Origin of the sequence: Streptomyces sp. SID5469, assembly GCF_009862865.1 — a bacterium.
In the GTDB taxonomy this organism is placed as follows: Bacteria; Actinomycetota; Actinomycetes; order Streptomycetales; family Streptomycetaceae; genus Streptomyces; species Streptomyces avermitilis.
The window spans coordinates 6409510-6423268 of sequence record NZ_WWIN01000001.1 but is presented as its reverse complement, the minus strand read 5'-3'; the positions used below and the strand labels follow the sequence as shown (position 1 = coordinate 6423268).

The window sequence follows — 13759 nt, the reverse complement described above, 5'->3', positions numbered from 1 at the left end:
GACGGGCGAAGGCGCGCGGAGACGGGCGCCGTCGTCAGGCGGAGGACGCCACCGGCTCCCCTGGCTCGGCCGCTCCGACGAACGTCCGCCACAACTGCGCGTACCGGCCGCCCAGCTGGAGCAGCTGCTCGTGGGTGCCGTCCTCGGCGATGCGGCCGTGGTCCATGAGCACGACCCGGTCCGCGCGGGCCGCGGTCGTCAGGCGGTGGGCGACCACCAGGGTCGTACGGCGGCCGGCGACGCGGTCGGTCGCCTGGTTGACCACGGCCTCCGTCGCCAGGTCCAGCGCGGCGGTGGCCTCGTCGAGGAGGAGGATGTCCGGGTCGACGAGTTCGGCGCGGGCCAGGGCGATCAACTGGCGTTGTCCGGCGGACAGGTTGCGGCCGCGCTCGGCGACCTCGTGCAGATAGCCGCCGTCGAGCGTGGCGATCATGTCGTGCGCGCCGACCGCGCGAGCGGCGGCCTCCACCTGGGCGTCGGTCGCGTCGGGGCGGCCGTAGGCGATGGCGTCCCGGACGGTGCCCTGGAACAGATACGCCTCCTGCGGCACGACGCCCAGCCGGTGCCGGTACGACGTCAGGTCGAGGGCCCGCAGATCGGCGCCGTCGACCGTGACCCGGCCACCCGTCGGGTCGTAGAACCGCGCGACCAGCTTCACCAGCGTCGACTTGCCCGCGCCGGTCTCACCGACGAAGGCCACGGTCTGCCCGGCGGGGATGGCCAGGGAGACCTCCCTGAGGGCCTCTTCGTCGTCCCCGTACGCGAAGTCGACGTCCTCGAAGACGATGTCACCGCGCAGCGAGAGCACCTCGAGCGGCTCGTCCGCGGCCTTCGTCGACGTCGGCTCCTGGAGCAGCTCCTGGATCCGGCCCAGCGACACGGTCGCCTGCTGGTAGCCGTCGAAGACCTGGGAGAGCTGCTGCACGGGCGCGAAGAACAGGTCGATGTAGAGGAGGTACGCGACCAGCGCACCGGTCGTCAGCGTTCCCGCGTCGACGCGGTGCGCGCCCATGATCAGGACGGCGGCCGCGGCCACCGACGACAGCAGCTGTACGAACGGGAAGTAGACCGAGATCAGCCACTGCCCGCGGATACGCGCCCTGCGGTAGCTGTCGCTGCCGTCCGCGAACCGCTGCCGGCCCGACCGCTCGCGCCGGAAGGCCTGGAGGATCAGCAGCCCGGAGACCGACTCCTGAAGGTCCGCGTTCACCGCCGACACCCGCTCGCGGGCGAGTTCGTACGCCTTCACACTCGCCCGGCGGAAGAAGAACGTGGCGATGATCAGCGGCGGCAGCGTCACGAACACCACCAGCGCGAGCTGCACGTCGATCACGAGCAGCGCGACCATGATGCCGAAGAAGGTGACCACGGAGACGAACGCGGTGACGAGCCCCGTCTGGAGGAACGTCGACAGCGCATCGACGTCGGTGGTCATCCGGGTCATGATCCGCCCGGTCAGCTCCCGCTCGTAGTAGTCGAGCCCGAGTCGTTGCAGCTGCGCGAAGATCTTCAGCCGGAGCGAGTACAGGACCCGCTCGCCCGTCCGGCCCGTCATCCGCGTCTCGCCGATCTGCGCGGCCCACTGGACGAGCACGGTGAACAGGCCGAGCCCGGCGGCGGCCCACACCGCGCCGAGGGCCATCCGGGTCACCCCCTGGTCGATGCCGTGCCGGATCAGCACCGGAAGCAGCAGGCTCATCACCGCGTCGACCGCGACCAGGCCGAGGCTGATGAGCAGCGGCGCCCCGAAACCGCGCAACAGCCTGCGCAGCCCGTACGACTGTTCGGGCGTGACCGCGCGCGCCTCGTCGATGTCGGGGCGGTCGCCGGCCGGGGGCAGCGCCTCGACCTGGGCGAGGAGTTCGGGAGTGGCGGGCATTCCGGCGAGCGCGGTGTCCTTGGGCTCGCGGTCGCCGGTCCACAGGTGCGGAGTGACGCCCCGCTCGGCGTCGAACTCCGCGTCCAGTTCGTCCCGTACGGAGGTGTCCTCCCGCACCGGGAAGGGCTGGGCGTGGCCGGGCGAGACCCCGCCCAGCTCGTCCGGGTCGGTGAGCAGCCGCCGGTACAGGGACGAGCGCTCCTGGAGCTCCTCGTGCGTGCCGATGTCGGCGAGGCGGCCGGCGTCGAGGACGGCGATGCGGTCGGCGAGGTTCAGGGTGGAGCGGCGGTGGGCTATGAGGAGCGTCGTACGGCCCCGCATGACCTGCTGGAGCGCCTCGTGGATCTCGTGTTCGACTCGGGCGTCCACCGCGGAGGTGGCGTCGTCGAGGACGAGCAGGCGCGGGTCGGTGAGGATGGCGCGGGCGAGGGCGACGCGCTGGCGCTGGCCGCCGGAGAGGGTGAGGCCGTGCTCGCCGACCTTGGTGTCGTACCCGTCCGGCAGCTCGGCGATGAAACGATCCGCCTGGGCGGCACGGGCCGCGGTCTCGATCTGCTCCCGGGTGGCGTCCGGGCGGCCGTACGCGATGTTGGCGCGCACGGTGTCGGAGAAGAGGAAGGAGTCCTCGGGGACGAGCCCGATCGCGGCCCGCAGGGACTCGGTCGTCAGCTCGCGCACGTCGTGGCCGCCGACGAGGACCGCGCCGTGGGTGACGTCGTAGAAGCGGGGCAGCAGCAGCGACACGGTCGACTTGCCGGAGCCGGAGGAGCCGACGACGGCGAGGGTCTCGCCGGGGCGGATCTCGAAGCTCAGCCCGTCGAGGACCGGGCGGCCCTCCTCGTAGCCGAACAACACGTCGTCGAACTCGACGGTCGCGGGCGCGTCGGACGGAAGGGTCTTCTTCCCGTCCTCGATCGACGGCTCGGTGTCGATCAGCTCCAGGACCCGCTCGGCGCCGGCCCGGGCCTGCTGCCCGACGGTCAGCACCACGGCGAGCATCCGCACCGGTCCGACGAGCTGCGCGAGATACGACGAGAAGGCGACGAACGTACCCAGCGTGATCTGACCGCGCACGGCGAGCCAGCCGCCGAGCGCGAGCATCGCGACCTGGCCGAGGGCGGGGACGGCCTGGAGAGCCGGGGTGTACTTGGCGTTCAGGCGGATGGTGCGCAGCCGCCCCGCGAAGAGCCGGCGCCCGACCTCCCGGAGCTTCCCGGTCTCCTGGTCCTCCTGCCCGAAGCCCTTCACCACGCGTACGCCGCTGACCGCGCCGTCGACGACACCCGCGACGGCGGCGGCCTGCGCCTGCGCGTACCAGGTGGCGGGGTGGAGCCTGGAGCGGCTGCGCCTGGCGACGAACCAGAGGGCGGGGGCGACCGCCAGCGCGACCAGGGTGAGCGGCAGCGAGAGCCAGGCCATGATCCCGAGCGAGATCAGGAAGAGCAGGACGTTCCCGATGGTCATCGGGAGCATGAAGAGGAGGCCCTGGATCAGCTGGAGGTCACTGGTGGCGCGGCCGACGACCTGGCCGGTGGACAGCTCGTCCTGCCGCCGCCCGTCGAGCCGGGTGATCGTCCCGTACATCGCCGTGCGGAGGTCGTGCTGGACGTCGAGGGCGAGACGTCCGCCGTAGTAGCGGCGGACATAGGTGGAGGCGTACACGAGGACGGCGGCACCGATGAGCGCGCCCGCCCAGGGGGCCATGTCGCGGGTGTGGTTCCCGACGACGTCGTCGATGATCACCTTGGTGATCAGCGGGACGAGCGCCATGACGGCCATGCCGGCGAGCGAGGAGCCGAGCGCGAGGACGACGTCCTTGGGATACCGCCAGGCGTATCCCGCGAGCCGATACGCCCAGCCGCGCGGCTCCCCCTCGTGCGCTGTCTCCCCCTCGTGCGCTGTCACGCCGGTGCCTTTCCGTCCGTCCATCCGTCCTGATCTTCCGGAAGGCACCAACGCACAACGAACCGGATTTCATCCCTCCGCAACAATCGGCGGGCTTGCACGCAGGGAGTACGCAGACCTGGGCGCCCAGTGAAGGACAGTTCACCAGGCGCAGCGTCTTCCGGTCGAGGGCGTCGGAGAAGCTGTCGAGGGTGACGGAGGACGAACGGGCTCGGTCCGCGTGAGCGCGAGCGTGGGCGGACCCGGCGGCGGACAGACAGGTGGCCGCCGCCGGGGCCGGCGGTGACGTCAGCCGGTGGCGGGCACCGCCGGGAACGCCTCCTTGGGCGTGTCCGTGGGCACGTACCGCTGGACGCTCGCGCTGCTGGTGGCCGGCACCAGGTCCTTGTGGATGGCCTTGGCCACGGCCTGGATGGTGTCGACGCCGTAGTCCATGGTGCTGTTGCCGTGGGTGAGCACGGTCATCGTGTAGTCGTGGCCGCCGCCGTTGAAGGTGCCGACGCTGTGGACGCGCCAGCCGTGCGTCGCCCGGGACAGCCAGCCGTTCTTGACGTGCACGGCGACGGACGAGGGCGCGCCGGCCGGGGTGCCCCAGCGCTGCGAGGAGACGACCTTGCCCATCAGCTTCAGGATGTAGGCACGGGAGTTGTCGGTCAGGACGGAGTTCTTGGCGGTGACGAGGGCGAGCAGCTTCTGCTCGTCGCGGACCGTGATCTGGGTGAGGCCCCAGTAGCCGTCCGCTCCCGGCTTCGTCTGCGTCATCCCGGCGGCAGCGAGGAAACCTTTCACCTTGGTCACGCCCAGCTGCCTCCACAGTGTGCTGGTCGCGGTGTTGTCGGACTTGGTGATCATGTCCGTGGCGAGGTCGGTCTCGCGCGACGTGAGATAGCGGTTGTGCTTCTTGGCGTCCCACAGCAGCGTGGCCAGCACGGTGACCTTGACGACGCTCGCCGAGTCGTAGGCGGTGCTGGAACGCAGGGTGCAGCTCGTCTTGGTGGTGCGGTCGTAGAGGCCGACCGCGATCGTGCCCTTGCGGTTCGCGAGAGCCGCGGTGATGTCGCTCTGGAGCTTGGCGGCCAGGCCTGCCTTCTCCGAGGTACAGCTGACCTGGGGTGTCCCCACGGCAGCGGCGGGCGTCGCGGCGGCCGCGAGCGGTATGAGCATCCCGGCACCGAGGCTCACTGCGAGCACACGGGCACCCCGGGACATCCGGTGAGTCATGAAGGCTTCCCATCCCCTTGAAGCGGTACGAGCGCGCCACGGGCGCACTCGCCTCCCTTGACTCACGGAGATGACCGAAAGTTGTACGCGCGTTCCACGGACAGGGGTTCGGTGCGGCCCGAGTGTTGTGCGCACCCGGGCCGACGCCTGCCCTCCGGCCGTGCGCGCCGCACCAGACGCGAGGGGATCAGGCGCGGGTGAAGCGGACGCGGGTGAATCAGACGTCTGTCGCAGGGCTTTCGGTGTCGTCCTCGGGGCCTTCACCGGCCGGCCCGGGGAGCCGGGCGCCCCTGCTCTCCGCGATGCGGCGAACATCGCGGAGTGCCTCGGCCATACGGGCCGCCAGGAAACGGAGTTGCGCGGCGGTGGCCTTGTGGTCGGCGAGCATGTCGGCGGCGTGGTCGAGGATCTGGGCCGCCATGCCCAGCTGCACACTCTCGACGCTGTCGGCCATGCGGGAGACGTATCCGGTCCCGTCGCCGACGACGTAACAGGGCTTGCCTTCCGGGCCGGACCACGGGAGCAGCCGCACGGTTTCCGTCCGGTCGCTGGTCACGCGGGCACCTCCACACGGTGGATGATCCGCGGGCCGATGTCGATGCCGTGAATGATCCGAGGGCCGACGTCGATGCCGTGCACGGCGAGCCACAGGGCGCGTCGCCGGGCTCGCTGCCGCCGCGCTTCCTCGCTCCGCTCATGGGCGACGAGATAGGGGCGGACCATCGCGTTGTCCTCGCCGCGCAGGGGGCGGGACCCGTCGCGACGGGCGGTCCGTCCAGGGGCGTACGAGGGGGTGGGGCGTCGGTGCGCCGGGGCGGTGACCGCGCGGCGACGGCGTCCCGTGCCGGGGAGCAGAAGCCGCAGCAGCGGCTCGAAGAGGCGGGCGATACGGTGGCTCATGTCGTCAACTCCGTTGGGTTCGTTGATGGCCACGCCCCCGGACCGGTCGCTCGGTCGCGGGGGTCTCGCTTTGTGTGGCGATCCACTCACAGAGTGCGACGGGCCGGGCTAGGCTCGCCAGAGGGCGGGGTGTGACCAGGCATTTGTCACAAAGGAGTTGGCCATGACCAGCACGTACGGTGACTGGCTGAAGCAGCAGCGCGAGACGGCGGGACTGACGCAGCAACAGCTGGCCGACGCGGCGGTCATGACGCGCTCGCACATCGCGCACATCGAGGCGGGCCGACGGACCCCGTCCAAGGAGGACGCGCGACGCCTGGACGAGGTCCTGAACACAGGGAATGTGCTGAGCAGCTTTCTGCCGCGGGAGGACGCGGCGGTCGCCGACTACTTCGAAGCGGCGCTGCTGCTCGAACAACAGGCGGTGAGGATCAACGAGTTCGCCCTGTCGTTCGTTCCGGGCATCCTCCAGACGGAAAGGTACGCACGTGCGGTTCTGAGCAAGTCCTTCCCTCCTGCGAGTGATGAGGAATGTGACAGGCTCGTTGTCACACGCCTTGAGCGCGCGAAGATTCTCGATGCCCCGGGGGCGCCCGTAGTCTGGGCGACGCTGGACGAGGCGGTGCTACGTCGCGTCGTGGGCGGGCGAGAAGTCATGGCGGAGCAGCTCATGCACCTCGTGTGCTTGGCAGAGTGTCGCCGGGTCCGCGTCCACGTGCTGCCGTTCGCACTGGGCTTCCATCCGCTGATGGAGAGCATGCTCAGTCTCATGTGGTTCGAGGACCAGCCGCCGGTGGCGTACAGCGAGGGCCTCCGCATGGGAAAAGTGCACGACTCCCCGTCCGTGGTTCAGGAGTTGCAGGGTCGCTACGCTCTCGCGTTGAGCGACGCACTGCCGCTGAAGGAGTCAGTGGCTCTGCTGAGGGCAACAGCGAAGGACTACGGACACCATGGCTGACCAGATAATCCCGAACGCCGCGACGCTGCGAGGCTGGCGCAAGTCGTCCTACAGCAACAGCGAGGGCGGCAGCTGCCTCGAGGTGCTGGACGGCCACCCCTCCGGCGTCCCCGTCCGCGACTCCAAGGTCCCGCACGGGCCCGCGCTGGTCTTCTCGCCCGCCGACTGGGCATCGTTCGTCACGGCCGTCAAGGACGGCGAGTTCCCCGCCTGAACAACCGGCGACGCCCGGTTGACCAGCACTACGCAAGACCGGCGCTACTGGTCGTCGCGGTCGAGGTACACGTACTGGTCGATGTCCAGCGACGCCCCGGCCTCGGCCAGCCAGGCCAGCAGGGCCGCGCTCAGGAAGATGCCCTTCTGCTGCGGGTCCTCGGGGTCGGTGAACTCCTGGACGACCACCAGGCAGACGTCAGCCTCCCCGGAGCCGGCCAGCCGCCCCAGGGCCGCGGCGAACTCCGGCCCCCACCCGAGGACCACCGGTTCGAGATCCTCCGGCCGCCCGGGCCCGCCCGCGGCCAGGACGTGCCGGATCCAGGTCGCATGCGCGCGCGGCGGCGACTGGGGGCGTCTGCGGCTGCCGATCGCGGTCGCTTCGTCGGGCCCTGTCCCCAGCCGCGCGGAGATCTCCTCCGGTTGCAGGGACTCGCTGACCACCCTCAGGTACATCCGGAACGCGCTCACGGCCGGTACCTGTGTTTCGTCGGAACGGTCAAGCATTCCCGGCGGAGCCCCGTTGACGTAGCCGCGAATCTCATACATACCCTGACTGCCTCCCTGAACCAGCGTGTCACGGTTCTGCCGCATGAATTGACGATGAGCCGCCCACACGCTGTGAGCGGCTCTTCATCATTTCCTGCTGGTCAGGTCACGGGCTACGGAGCTCCTATGCGTAGAAATTCACCATAGATTCGATGCAGCAGAACTGCATACCGAAAATGGGCGTCGACAACTTCTCGCTCTTCCGTGGTCGCGCCTTCGCCGAATCGTTCCAAGCGAGAGATGATCCCTTCAAGCAAACCCATGACGTCCCCCCGGGCCGGCTTGAATATCCCCTCGTCGACAAAAAGGATCACCTGGGTCACATGTTCGTCAGCGAGAGCTAGGTCGCCATGAATGAGTGCCAGGTTCTCGCCTGCGCGCAACACATTCTCGCCGCGGCGTAGACCGGGGAACGGCAAGCGTCGCCAGAGAGCGTAGTCCTCCATAAAGTCCGACAACGACTCATCCTCTCATTAGTCGGCGCCATACCAGAAGGTTACGACCTTGCCGTCGGGGCCGATGATCCCGCCCTTACCCGTCTGGGGGTCCACGTATTTTATCCCGCGCGACCCGTCCGCCAACTCCTCCAAGCTGGCGTTGAGCCCTCTCTTCCCTCCTGGCCGGGCAATGCCCGTCGCCCAGCCTTTCGCATCCTGGAGGTACTGCTCACGCGTGACACCGCGCGCCTTCGCATGCTTTTCCCAGTGGTATTCGAACTGATCCTGAGAGGACCTGCCGCTGGGGTTATGGAAGACGCTGTCGATTTTCTCGGTGCACAATCCTGCGTTGTGCACCAGTACGGGCACCGTACCGGCGAGCACGTAGTAGGTGTGGAGGTCGTTGACGGTCAGGTTGTAGGCGCCCTGCGGCTCCTTCCAGTGCGTGACCTTGTCGATCCGGACCCCGGTGCCGTCGGGGGTACGAAGGGTGTCACCGGAGTTGAGGTCGCGGGCGTCGGCCCACCGCCCCCGGTTCTCGACCCAGAAGGGGTGGCGGTCGGTCGCGGTGAGCGCGGGCGGCCCGTCGGCCGCGTCGCCGGCCAGGGTGACGCCGGTGAAGTCCTCGTCGTCGGGCGTGTAGATCGTGTCGTCCACCGGGCGCGAGCCCGTGGTCCCCGCTTCCGGGTCGGTGGCCAGGACGCTGTCGCCGACGGTGATCTGCTCGATGGGCAGGGTGGTGGTGCCGTCGCCCATGAGGACCCGCGTGCCGGCCGGGAAGCTGTTGCAGTCGGGCACCTTGTCGCCCTTGCGGGCGGCGCGGATGTCCTCCGGGAGCAGCTTGCCCCCGTACTTGAGCCAGCGCATGACCGCGAGCGAGCCCAGCACCCGGTCGGTGCTGCTCACCTTCTCACCGGTGGCCAGGTCGGTGCCGGTGATGGCCTCGATGACGCCCTTGCCGTCCCCGATCCCGGGCAGCAGGTTGAGCAGCATCGACATCCGGCGCTCCTGCGCGGCCCGTTCCCCGGGAGTGGTGTCCTTCGAACCGATCTTGTCGGCGATGCCGGAGAAGTCGAAGTCGAACTCGGGTACCTCGTGGAGCTTCGACGCGGCCTTGCCGATGCCGTCGACGGCCTTCTTCGTCTCGTTCAGCCCCTTGTTGGCCTCCTTGATGCCCTCGTTGAGCTTGTCCATCCCCCGGTTGGCCTTCTCGATGCCCTTGTTGGCCTTGTCCAGGCCCCGGTTGACCTCGGCCGTGGCCTTGTTCATGTCATCGAGGGCGCCGTTCATCTTGTCGAAGCCGGCGTTTATCTGGTCCAGGCTCTTGTTGATGTCCTTGAAGAAGCCCGCGATGTCCCAGGTGTCCTTCGGCGGCCGGTCGTCGACGGGCTTGGGGTCGGGGTAGTAGTCCCCCACCGCGACGGCGAGCACGGCGAGGGCCTCGACCGACTCCGTGTGGGCGTCGAGTATCCGGGACGCCTTCACGACGTCGGTGCGCAGCTTGTCCACGTGCGGCTTGGCGGCCTTGAGCGCCTTGACCGTCTGCTCGTAGATCTGCTTCTTCTTCTCCGGGTCGGTCTCCTTGTCCGGGTCGAGCAGGAGGAGGGGCTTGAGCTTGTGCAGCTCGGTCAGCTCCTTCTCCAGCCCCTTGAAAGAGGTGCCCTCGTCCTTCATCGCGTCACGGGTGACGTAGAGGAAGACGCCCACGCCGAGGCCGAGCTTGGCGGACTTGAGGGCGAACTCCTTCAGGCAGGCGGGCCGTTCCAGCAGCGGCTGGGAACCGCAGTCGGAGTACTTCGCCACCTTGGCCGCGATCTCCAGCAGCGTGGGCTCCGGCTCCCGCTTCGGGGCGGGTCCGGCCGCCGCGGCCGTGCCCACGCCCGCGCCTACGGTCAGGCACAAGGCGGTCGCGAGCGTGACGATCTTCTGTTTTACGTGCAGGTACATGTGTTCCTCAGGGCGCGGACCCCAGGGCGCCGTTCGACGGCGCGGGTCCGCGCTTCCCCCTGGGCGGTCGGGCCGCCCTCGTGCTGCGTGCGTGTCAAACGCGTGGTCGCAAACACCGTAAACCGTTACCTTCGGTCATGTTCAACTCAACGCCGCACGCGGTCACATACCGCGCCCGACGCGGTGCCGAGATGCCGGCGGCCGGCACGAACGGACTCCCATGACGCGCACCGCCCGTCATATCGCCTCCCCGGCTCCGGATCACGCCCGGCCCGCCCCCGGGGTACCGGCGCTGCTCAGGCGATCGTCCTCCCGGACCCCGTCGGGGAACGGCGTACGCAACTGCTCCACGACCTCGACGAGATGCGGTTCGAGCATCAGTGCCGCGGGGTGAGGCCCAGCCTGGTCACGTCGTCGTAGCGGCGGCACATCTCCTCGACCCGGGCCTCCACGAAGGCCAGCGCCTCGTCGAGGCCGAGACCGTCGGCCTGTTGCCGGTACGGGACATGGACCCCGGCCGGCCACTCGCCCATGTCCCGGTCCAGGTCGAGCCGGACGAACGCCTCCAGCGCGATCCCCGCCTCGGTGAAGGTGAGGGTCACGGCGAGACGGTATTCGTTCGGCTCCTGGTCCCGGGCCAGGTCCATCCAGATGACGGCGTGGTCGAGCGTCACCTGCGGTGCGCCGTCCACGACGTCGAGCCGTACCTGCGGGCTGAGCGCCGAATCGCCGTCGTCGCCGGAATCACCGCCGAAGTCGCACGCCAGATAGGCGCCGAGCATGAACTCGGCGAGCTGTTTCTGGAAGCGGTCCAGCGACAGCAGGAATCCGGCGAACTGCTGCTCGGCAGAGGGCACCGTGCACGCTCCTGGGTTCTCGAAGGCACATCGACGCGATGAACCCCCTGGACCACGAGCAACTTCCCGGCAGTAGGCCCGTTCTCGGCTCGGGGACGCCGCTGCGGGCAGGCGTCGGCCCTCCCGTGGGGAGGCCGGGAGGGACGGCGCGGCCCCGCCCAGGTGGCAACACGCGGGCGGGGCCAGGGGTGGGTGCCTCACCGGGGGAGAGAGGATCACCGCTGTCACAGCATTGCACTCGATTCGGCCACACAACAGAGTTATGACTGAAAAAGGACGTCAGGTCCAAGACCACGGTCCGGGTCGGCAAACCGCTCCCGGGTGACGACTGAATCGAGGCTCCCCCAGGTGGGGCGGCAGCGGCCTCGGGCAGACACACAGGTATGAGGTCCACGTACCGGCGGCCGGTGTCCCCGGAGGGCCGGCCGTTCTCTTACCCGTATCTCATTCATCCACAGCCTGCGCCCAGGTACGGCACAGCCCGTGCCCATCGGGCGTGTGCAAGGTGCACTGGTGACATCTGCCACCGACCCACTGTCCTCGGCCCCGGCCCCGGCCCCGGGCCGCTCCACGACCCCCGGCGCACCGGCCGCCGAGCCGGCCCAGGAGCCGTCCCCCTCCCCCGCCACACCCCGCTGGTCGCTGCCCGCCCTGGTCGCGATCATGATCCTGGCGGCGGTGCTGTACTCCTGGAACCTGTCCTCCTCGGGCCTCAACAGCTTCTACAGCTCCGCCGTGTTCAGCGGTACGCAGAGCTGGAAGGCGTGGTTCTTCGGCTCGCTCGACGCGGGCAACTTCCTGACCGTCGACAAGCCGCCGCTCGCGCTCATGGTCATGGGCCTGTCGTGCCGGGTCTTCGGCTTCGGCACCTGGCAGATGATGCTGCCGATGATCGTGGCCGCGCTCGGCACGATCTGGATCCTGCACTCCTCGGTGAAGCGGGTGTTCGGCCACGCGGCGGCCACGATCGCCGCGTTCGTGCTGGCGCTCACCCCGATCACCGTCGCCATCAACCGCGACAACAACCCCGACACGCTGCTCGTCCTGCTGATGGTGGCGGCCGCGGCGCTCGGGCTGCGCGCGACCCGGGACGGCAGGCTGCTGCCGCTGCTCGGCTCGGCGGTGTGCTTCGGGCTCGCCTTCAACACGAAGATGCTCCAGGGCTACATCGCGCTGCCCGCCGTCTTCGCGGTCTGTCTGTACGCGTCGGGCCTCAGCTGGGCGAAGCGGATCCGGAACCTGTCGCTGGCCGCCGTGGCCCTGGCCGTGTCGAGCTTCTGGTGGGCGACCGCCGTCTCGCTCGTGCCCGCCGACGACCGGCCGTACATCGGCGGTTCGACGGACGGCACCGCCTGGAACCTGATCTTCGGTTACAACGGCCTGGGCCGCGTCCTCGGCGGCGAGGGCAACGGCGGAGGCGGCGGTGGCGGCGGTGGCGGCGGCTTCTCCGGTACCGCGGGCCTCGGCCGGCTGTTCAACGACATCCTGGGCGGCCAGATCTCCTGGCTGATCCCCTTCGCGGGCATCGCCCTCGTCGGCGGCCTGGTGCTGTGCGGCCGCGCCCCGCGCACCGACCGGACCCGGGCCGCGCTGGTGCTCTGGGGCGGCTGGCTGCTGCTGCACTACGTCACGTTCGCCACCGCCGAGGGGACGATGCACCCGTACTACACGACCGCGGTCGCCCCGGGCATCGCGGCGCTGTGCGGAGGCGGCGGCGTCCTGCTGTTCCGTGCCTTCCGCGGCGGTGACGTCCGCTGGTCCTGGGTCCTGCCCGCCGGGCTCGCGGTCACCGGCATCTGGGCGGTCGTGCTGCTGCGCCGGGCCGACGGCTGGAACACCTGGCTGTGGCCGGCCATCGCGGTGGTCATGGCGACGGCCGTCGTGGGCCTGCTCGTCTTCCGCTCCGGCACCCGCGTACGGCTGCTGGCCGCGTCCCTGGCGGCGGCGATCGTCGCGGCTCTCGCGGGCCCGGCGGCGTACTCGTTCGCCGTACCGGCCGGTGCGGGGGGTGCGGGCGGCGGCATGGGCGGCACCAACCCGACCGCCGGCCCGTCAACCGGCAACGGCGGCTTCGGCGGCGGCCGGGGCGGCCCCGGCGGCAACGCGGGCGGCCCCGGCGGCGGGATGCCCGGCGGCACCCAGCAGGGCGGTCAGGCGGCCGGCCAGGAGGGCGGCCAGCAGGGCGGTCCGACGGCGCCCGGTGGCGGCGGAACCTGTGAACTGCCCAGCGGCGCCCCGCAGGGCGGCGGGAACGGCGGCTTCCCCGGCGGCGGCACGGGCGAGGGCCCAGGCGGCGGCACGGGCGGCGAGAACGGCACGGCTCCGGGCGGCACAGGCGGTCAGCGCGGCGGCGGTGGCGGCATGGGTGGCGGCATGGGAGGAGAGACCAGCAGCGAACTGATCTCGTACCTGGAGAAGCACCAGGACGGCGCCAAGTGGCTGCTCGCGGTGTCCAATTCACAGTCCGCCGGGCAGCTGATCCTCAGCACCCACAAGCCCGTCATCTCCATGTACGGCTTCACCGGCACCGACAAGGGCATGACGGTCGCCAAGCTCAAGGAACTGGTGAAGAAGGGCGAGCTGCACTACATCCAGGTCGGCGGCTCGGGGATGGGCGGCGGCATGGGCGGCGGCAACAGCGTCAGTGCCGCGGTGACCGCGTGGGTGCAGAAGAACGCCACGGCGGTGAAGGAGAGCGCCTACAGCAAGACCACCACCTCGGAGTCGAGTGCGACCACGAACTCCGACTCGAACGCCGGCACGAACTCCGACTCGCAGAACGGCCAGTCGGCCCAGTCCACGTCGACCCTCTACCGCCTGGATCCGTCGGACGTCGGCTGACCACCAGCCCGGCTCCGGCAACCACGGCCCCTGACCGCTCTCCCGGTCGGGG

Annotated in this window: 11 protein-coding genes; 4 read left to right on the top strand and 7 right to left on the bottom strand. The window is 70.0% G+C overall.

All coding sequences use genetic code 11. From position 1 onward, the window contains the following. Positions 1–34: 34 nt before the first annotated feature. The 4 genes from GTY58_RS27700 to GTY58_RS27685 all read right to left on the bottom strand — a co-directional run bounded on the left by GTY58_RS27700 (position 35) and on the right by GTY58_RS27685 (position 5905). The gene (locus GTY58_RS27700; protein ID WP_037649927.1) at positions 35–3784 is read right to left on the bottom strand and encodes an ABC transporter ATP-binding protein; all 3750 of its coding nucleotides are present in this window, start codon (positions 3782–3784) and stop codon (positions 35–37) included. 288 nt (positions 3785–4072) lie between these two features. Beyond that, a complete protein-coding gene (locus tag GTY58_RS27695) occupies positions 4073–4948 on the bottom strand; it encodes a serine hydrolase (RefSeq protein WP_237529558.1) in 876 nt (291 codons plus the stop codon). 274 nt (positions 4949–5222) lie between these two features. Beyond that, positions 5223–5561, bottom strand: coding sequence for a hypothetical protein (locus GTY58_RS27690; protein WP_010986701.1), 339 nt, complete (start codon positions 5559–5561; stop codon positions 5223–5225). Then, positions 5558–5905: a hypothetical protein gene (locus GTY58_RS27685; protein ID WP_078234514.1), complete on the bottom strand. Its 348-nt coding sequence runs from the start codon at positions 5903–5905 to the stop codon at positions 5558–5560. Before GTY58_RS27685 ends, GTY58_RS27690 begins: the two co-directional genes overlap by 4 nt. A gap of 163 nt (positions 5906–6068) precedes the next feature. On the opposite strand from GTY58_RS27685, the gene GTY58_RS27680 reads away from it, so the two are divergent. Then, positions 6069–6863 carry a helix-turn-helix transcriptional regulator gene (locus GTY58_RS27680; protein WP_037649840.1) on the top strand — a complete coding sequence of 265 codons (795 nt, stop codon included), beginning with the start codon at positions 6069–6071 and terminating at the stop codon, positions 6861–6863. Then, positions 6856–7077: a DUF397 domain-containing protein gene (locus GTY58_RS27675; RefSeq protein ID WP_010986698.1), complete on the top strand. Its 222-nt coding sequence runs from the start codon at positions 6856–6858 to the stop codon at positions 7075–7077. The genes GTY58_RS27680 and GTY58_RS27675 overlap by 8 nt, the downstream gene beginning before the upstream one ends. A 44-nt stretch (positions 7078–7121) precedes the next feature. Here GTY58_RS27675 and GTY58_RS27670 read toward each other — a convergent pair whose 3' ends face one another. Continuing rightward, a complete protein-coding gene (locus tag GTY58_RS27670) occupies positions 7122–7547 on the bottom strand; it encodes a DUF4279 domain-containing protein (protein WP_107083045.1) in 426 nt (141 codons plus the stop codon). Between the two features lie 230 nt (positions 7548–7777). Between GTY58_RS27670 and GTY58_RS27665 the strand changes: the two genes are divergently transcribed. Continuing rightward, positions 7778–7969, top strand: a complete 192-nt coding sequence (locus GTY58_RS27665) for a hypothetical protein (RefSeq protein ID WP_037649842.1) — start codon at positions 7778–7780, stop codon at positions 7967–7969. 129 nt (positions 7970–8098) lie between these two features. Here GTY58_RS27665 and GTY58_RS27660 read toward each other — a convergent pair whose 3' ends face one another. Together GTY58_RS27660 and GTY58_RS27655 are read right to left on the bottom strand one after the other, a co-directional pair. After that, complete coding sequence (locus tag GTY58_RS27660) at positions 8099–10009, bottom strand: polymorphic toxin-type HINT domain-containing protein (RefSeq protein ID WP_010986696.1); 1911 nt, start codon at positions 10007–10009, stop codon at positions 8099–8101. Between the two features lie 377 nt (positions 10010–10386). Continuing rightward, positions 10387–10866, bottom strand: coding sequence for a hypothetical protein (locus tag GTY58_RS27655; RefSeq protein ID WP_010986695.1), 480 nt, complete (start codon positions 10864–10866; stop codon positions 10387–10389). A gap of 663 nt (positions 10867–11529) precedes the next feature. Between GTY58_RS27655 and GTY58_RS27650 the strand changes: the two genes are divergently transcribed. Beyond that, entirely contained in the window at positions 11530–13707 is a 2178-nt protein-coding gene (locus GTY58_RS27650; RefSeq protein WP_107277524.1) for a glycosyltransferase family 39 protein, read from the top strand. The last annotated feature ends 52 nt before the right edge of the window (positions 13708–13759 follow it).